The sequence below is a fragment of the Paraburkholderia humisilvae genome (assembly GCF_902859855.1).
Taxonomy (GTDB): Bacteria; Pseudomonadota; Gammaproteobacteria; order Burkholderiales; family Burkholderiaceae; genus Paraburkholderia; species Paraburkholderia humisilvae.
The window spans coordinates 1-5,642 of sequence record NZ_CADIKH010000164.1; the positions used below are offsets into that span (position 1 = coordinate 1).

Sequence of the window (5,642 nt, forward strand, 5' to 3'; positions counted from 1 at the left end):
CGTGGCGCCTTCGGTCTTCCTCTCATCGTTGCCTCGCTTATCTGCGAACCCTGCAACCCAGGTTAGTACACAACGCAAATAAGGCAATGAATTTCTAACACGGGACACTAGATCTCACGGGCCGCCGCGTATGCAGGCATTACTCTCCCACTTCGGACCAATCCGTCAACATTTCGCCTTGCCCCGGCACCGGATGAACGCTGCCTGCCATCGCGCCGAGCTTCAGGCACGTCTGCTCGCCTGGCACGACTGGGCATACACGCAGACTTCCCAAACCTATTAATCAGGATGCCATACGTTACTAACATCGCTCTGACCCGCGCCATCAACTTGACAAAGCCGGCGCGGGGAATGGATTTCGCAGCTCGATACCTCGCCCATGCGTACCTCTGCCAACGCTTCGCCTACGTCCTTACAGACGCACACGCATGACTTGAGGCCCGTCGTGGCTGGCTAGACCTTCAACGTATGACTCTTTCATTCACAACACCTTGCCGGTTTTGACCGGCGCACGGACGCATTCATTTCATTCTTCGAGGTTGCGCAGACTTCGCGGATACGCGACATACCAGCGCACGCACCTCAGAATCACCTCCGGCGGATAGTGCAGGCGTTTCAGTACCTTGGCCAACGCCGGGTTCAGCGTCTTCATCGATACTCTTATCGGCAACTTGTGTCGCCGGAATTCTACCGTCCGGCTCTTACTGCGACACAACCCTTCTCATCCCATCTTCGTTATCGCGACACAGCCAATAAAAGTCATGCGAAATGCTGCATGCGCGATATCGGTGCAGGAAACAATTGTTGACAGTCTCCTCCCATCATCGCCCTATGCTCGTTTCATGGACATATATCTTTCACAACCACCAGTTATGGACATGTTCATCAGGAACGCTATTTTTACTGGAGATTGCGACGACAAATCAGGCGCATATTACTCTGAATTAGATGTAGGGATTCCTGCTTTCCGAGCGCCATACCATGCAAAGCCGCGCGGAGGGCGGAAGCGCCAAAATCGGATGAAATACCATGTCAATCGAAACAAATCGAATCATCGTGGACCATTCGGCTTCTCAACCGGAGCTACAATTGCCAGAACAGCACAGTCATGTACCTGTGACTGGCACCCAATCGGCCAAAAATCCGGTCCTTTCGGGGTTGGTCGCACGCTCGCATGAAGCCGCAACTCCCGTAAGCGCCGAACATGCGACGCACAACGAACAGGCCGGTATAAACCCTTTCCGCCCGTTCGGGTCTGACGGGAATCTCAACATGATTTTTGTCCGGGCGCTGCTCAAAACTGCACGTGACGGTCTTATCGAACTCGGCGGCGCGAAAAACAAAGGCATCGAGGCGTCAGATCCGGTGTATCTTGCCAGACGACTCATCGATGAAAAGCGCACAAGCATCTCTGCTGACGGCGTCAATGCTACTGAGCTGTATGAATTTCTCAAGAAAATCGCGGCGATCGCCGGCGAAAGCGAGTCCACTCCAATACAGCAGTTTGGAGATGCGATGCTCGAAACCTCGCGAGCGATTTACTTTCGCTCGAAACTGAAAGACTACGATAAGGAAGGTATTGAAGAGTTTGGCAAGGTCGAGACTGTACTTGATAACTGCGGGGCGTCCATATCGAACACCAAGTCAGCGACGGTAAGCGCGGGTGTCAGGTTCCTGGCAGGAGCGGACCTTGGCCTGCCTGTCAAGCTCGGTGCTTCGGCAGCCACCGCCAACGTCGGCGTGTCGGCCGCCGCTTCGAAGACTCATACGGTGCAAAAAGGACTGGATGGAACCGGATCCTATAGCACACTGGCAGAAGAAGGTGTCAGCGGTGTTGTGCATGCTGAACTTGGCGCAATGGAAGTTGGACTTACGACAGGTAAGGCCGGAACGCGACTTGGCTCATTCGCATTGGCCGAAGGCACCGTGGAAGCCGGAGCCAAGGGCATTCATTATGCGACGACCGGAGCAGAGCAGGTTTCTGACGCCATACTAAATGAAGTGATGAACAGGCGTGAGGGCGCCGGCAGCCTCGAAAACCGTGTCAACCGCCCAACAAGAGGTTTCGCCGCCAGGGTCGCTGATTGGACGCATAAGGGGGTTAGCGCGTTTACAAGCGGTACAACGAGCTGTCATCCCGAATTGAACCGTCAAAAACTACTGAAGGGTTTGCATCCGCTGGTGGTGGGTGACAGCAGTGTACTTCGCGGCGCTCCACAGTTCGCGCAGCTACAGTGCCTCCTTGATCTCGCCTTTGGCAACGATTCCGGCTTCAATCTCCCGGAGAGTTTTCGTCCCATGGTGGCAACCGGAAAAGGAATTGGTGCAGGAGGCGTTCTCAGCGCGAAAGGAGCAATCGTCAAAGCCGGATCTGGCCCTGTTTTGAACGTTAGCGCCGCCAAGGTCGAAGGAAAGGGCGAATGGACCGGGCGGAGAGACAATGTCCAGCTGTGGCTTGCACCTCATGAGGCATTGAGAAAGGCGTGCGCCGACAATGCGCAGATGGAACAAAGTATGCTTGAGCAGATGAAGTCGGGGGACCCAAGCCTGACGGCTTATCTGACCAGCGTAAAAGCGGGGAGCGTAAACCGGCTTGGCAAGGATCTTGAGCTACTGGAGGAAAATGCGAACGCACTCTTTTCCATGCGTAGCAAGATGATGTCCAACGGTTCTTCCCCGAACACGAGGATTGAAGCAGAAAAGGTCTTTGGAAAAAGGCTGACAGCATTGGTCCAAAACTTTAAGATTGACCCGTCTGCGATCAAAGGCGCATGGAACAGTGAAGCACTCGAAAGCCTCGTGGCTCGATGCTGGAACCACGTTTCCCTGGGCCTTGCGCAGGCTCGCATGGAACTGGATGGCGCAAGTCGGGCGCGGCTGGAAACTCTTCACGAGCGCATCATGCGACCGGAGATACTCATGCCGACGGAGCGTCTATATCAGGCTGCGTCGATCCAGTTAATCGCGACTCCGCGCGAGCAGGAAAAGCGCCTCGCGTTGGACCTGACGTTTCCGACCTCGCGTCTGGGTCCGGAAGAGCATGAACTGTTCAAACGGTCACTCGGAAGGCTGTCAGGCACCGTTTCCTATAAGAGCACCTCGGGTCGCGGGCTTTTTAGCGAGAACGGCGACGCCGTGAGCATGACAGTGTCAGGTTTTCATCACCCCGGCCTGTCTCGCCTGGACGACGTTGCGCTGAAAATTTCCGAACGACTGGTAAGCCATCTTCAGCCAGAGGACGATGAGGAACAGGAAAGCAGCGGTGAGCGCAGCAAGCTCATCGCATCGCTCTCGACGATGCTGGCCAAGGGTCTCACTCCTGCCCCCGGCACAAAGTACAATGGCTCGAGCGATACCACTTCGCAGTTTGAGATCGTATTTCGCAGGAGCGACAAGGATGACTCTTGGCGACTCTCCCATTTGCAATCGGCAGAAGTTGACAGTCGGCGCGGGAAGCACGCGCTCTCGGGGGGGCTAGCACTCGGCGTGGGTGTCTATGCGAGCGTGGGTGGAGCGCACAATACAGATTCCAAGGTTGTGAAGGCAACAATCCTTGGCTCGTCTCCCTCAATGCACATCAGTCAGAGACCGCTCCTGGGGGAAACCTTTCTGAACGAGCACGGCGAATTCAATGAGGACAAGTCGGTGCTTGGCAAGCTGCGCTTCAGTGATGTTGGGGCGATGCTTTTTTCGAATAATGCGGTTCTCGAGAATCTCGAATTGATGTACAGGGTTAAGTCAGACATCCGTGCCAACACGGATGTGTTTGGCAAACTGGCCAGACTGCGCTCGAGCGAGAAGATGTATCAGGAATACCGCGCCTCCGGCATGAATGTTAAAGATCTTCGCAGAAATCTTGACATCGCCCTCAAGAAATCAGGGAGCGTCGACACGCAGGAGCGCGTGAAGTTTTTCACAACGGATGATGTTGGGCGCGCTTTATTGAAAGAGTATGTCAATGGGATTAACCGGTTCGCCGACATGAACGCTCACGCATCTGTTCATAATGGCAGCGAAGACCCGCACGGGTACAAGATCTTCAGGATGACGAGCGACGGAGGGAAGCATGAAATGAATGCAATCGATCAGGCACTCGTGCGTGGCAGCCCATTGCGTCGCAGGCAAGCGTCAGGGAACCAGACTCCGACATCTTTCGTTTTCGCCGGAGCTTGAACTGCCGGCGGCGGGCAAAGTGCAGGGGTTATGTCGCGATACCCTCTCAAAATCATTCGCCAGTCTGTTACCGTACCATCGCTGGGTGAGCCGCAGTCCAGGCAGGATACGCAAAACGTGGTAATGGAATCAGGAACGTGGCGTTGTGCGCGCCGGACTGCCCTGTGGGACGTAATCCGGGGAAAGCGCAGGCGTTGCGCGTTCGATGAGGTGTTTTTATCGCGCACATCTGATCGCATCCTGAGTCGCTGGGCCATCAGAAGCCCATATGCAGCGATACTCAATGTGGAATGGTGATGAAAGCCACACCAGCCTCGCCCTTCGTAGTGACTGAGTCCGAACTCCTGTTTCAGGTCCTGATAATCGCGCTCGACGCGCCAACGCATCTTTGCCACGAACACAAGCTGCTCAAGTGTCGCTTCCCCGGGGGCGGTACTCAGAAAGTATTTGAGTGGCTCCGGATCGCCATCGGGCCATTCAATGAGCAGCCATTCCTCGTCGCGAACGGTACTTCGCCGATAGTCACGATGCGCGGGACGAACCCGTACGGTGGCAAAACGTGAGCAGAGTGCGGCGTTGCTGCCTTCGCGCCAGGTGACGCTCCGCCAGACGTTCACGGGTAATTGCATGGCCAGTTCCTTCACCCCAAGTGGTTCGTGGCCAGGCGCACGGCGCAGCAATGTCGGTGGCTTGCCGCGCCCGCTCCAGGACCTGGGCGGACGCGGCGCCATCCCGTATGCCCACACAGAAGTGCCAGGCCGGATCCCAACCGCGTACAGCAAACCCAGTTCAGTTACGCCATCGCGGAAAGCGGTTTCGTCACCGTATCCAGCATCGGCCAGCACGATGCCCGATGCAACGCCCGAGGTTTTGTCGCAATAAGGGAGACAGGACAAGCGGCATTGCGGATTGAGTAGGACTCCTTATACAAGCAGCGAGTAGAATTGCGCGGCAACCGTTCGATCAACGTCATCGCTCTTCATCTGCCCTTTGCGAATCATGCGCATGATCTCTATGCCGGCCAGAATGATGCGCGCACACAGCAAATCCCTGAAACCAGCATCGGCCTGACGCTACGTTTGATGGCGCGGTGATCCTGCTCGACGATTCGAGCGCAGCCAGGTTCGCGCCGCTTTTGTCCACCGTAACCGTCCCGGGTTCGCCGTTCCGGTCAATCGCCCTGTCGAAGTACCGACGGGCTGCAGCCTTGTCGCGGTGGGCGCGCAGCGCGGGAAATCGACCGTGTTGCCCTCCTTGTCCACAGCGCGATAAAGGTATTTCCACTGGCCTTTGACCTTGAGTGGAGTAAGAAACAGGGCGTAGTCAAACTATTTCCCTGTTTCTCCTCCCCGGTAGGGTCGAGAACTGGCGCGCGCACCGGTAGGCGCCGGTGGTGATTCCACCGCTTTCGCGATGGCCCGCAATCCGGCAACCGTAGTCACGTTTCCAGCTCCCGCCACGTCGAACGC

The 5,642-nt window shown here is 56.2% G+C and carries 1 protein-coding gene and 4 pseudogenes; 2 read left to right on the forward strand and 3 right to left on the reverse strand.

Annotated elements, in window-relative coordinates; all coding sequences use genetic code 11:
- Window positions 1-127: 127 nt before the first annotated feature.
- Window positions 128-283: pseudogene (locus HV796_RS44915) on the forward strand (IS6 family transposase); the annotation flags it as partial.
- Window positions 284-529: 246 nt separating this feature from the next.
- Here the strand turns inward: HV796_RS44915 and HV796_RS39875 are convergent.
- A pseudogene (locus HV796_RS39875) lies at window positions 530-652 on the reverse strand (IS6 family transposase); the annotation flags it as partial.
- Between the two features lie 377 nt (window positions 653-1,029).
- On the opposite strand from HV796_RS39875, the gene HV796_RS39880 reads away from it, so the two are divergent.
- Window positions 1,030-4,173: a hypothetical protein gene (locus HV796_RS39880; protein WP_175233242.1), complete on the forward strand. Its 3,144-nt coding sequence runs from the start codon at window positions 1,030-1,032 to the stop codon at window positions 4,171-4,173.
- A 129-nt stretch (window positions 4,174-4,302) separates the two neighbouring features.
- Here the strand turns inward: HV796_RS39880 and HV796_RS39885 are convergent.
- Both HV796_RS39885 and HV796_RS39890 read right to left on the reverse strand, forming a co-directional pair.
- Window positions 4,303-5,039: pseudogene (locus HV796_RS39885) on the reverse strand (IS701 family transposase); the annotation flags it as partial.
- A gap of 57 nt (window positions 5,040-5,096) precedes the next feature.
- Window positions 5,097-5,480 (reverse strand): annotated as a pseudogene (locus HV796_RS39890) (DDE-type integrase/transposase/recombinase); the annotation flags it as partial.
- Between the last annotated feature and the right edge of the window lie 162 nt (window positions 5,481-5,642).

What these genes read in the sequence shown, in the direction of transcription:
- HV796_RS39880 (WP_175233242.1), top strand. Translation starts at nt 1,030, where the DNA reads ATGTCAATCGAAACAAATCGAATCATCGTGGACCATTCGGCTTCTCAA.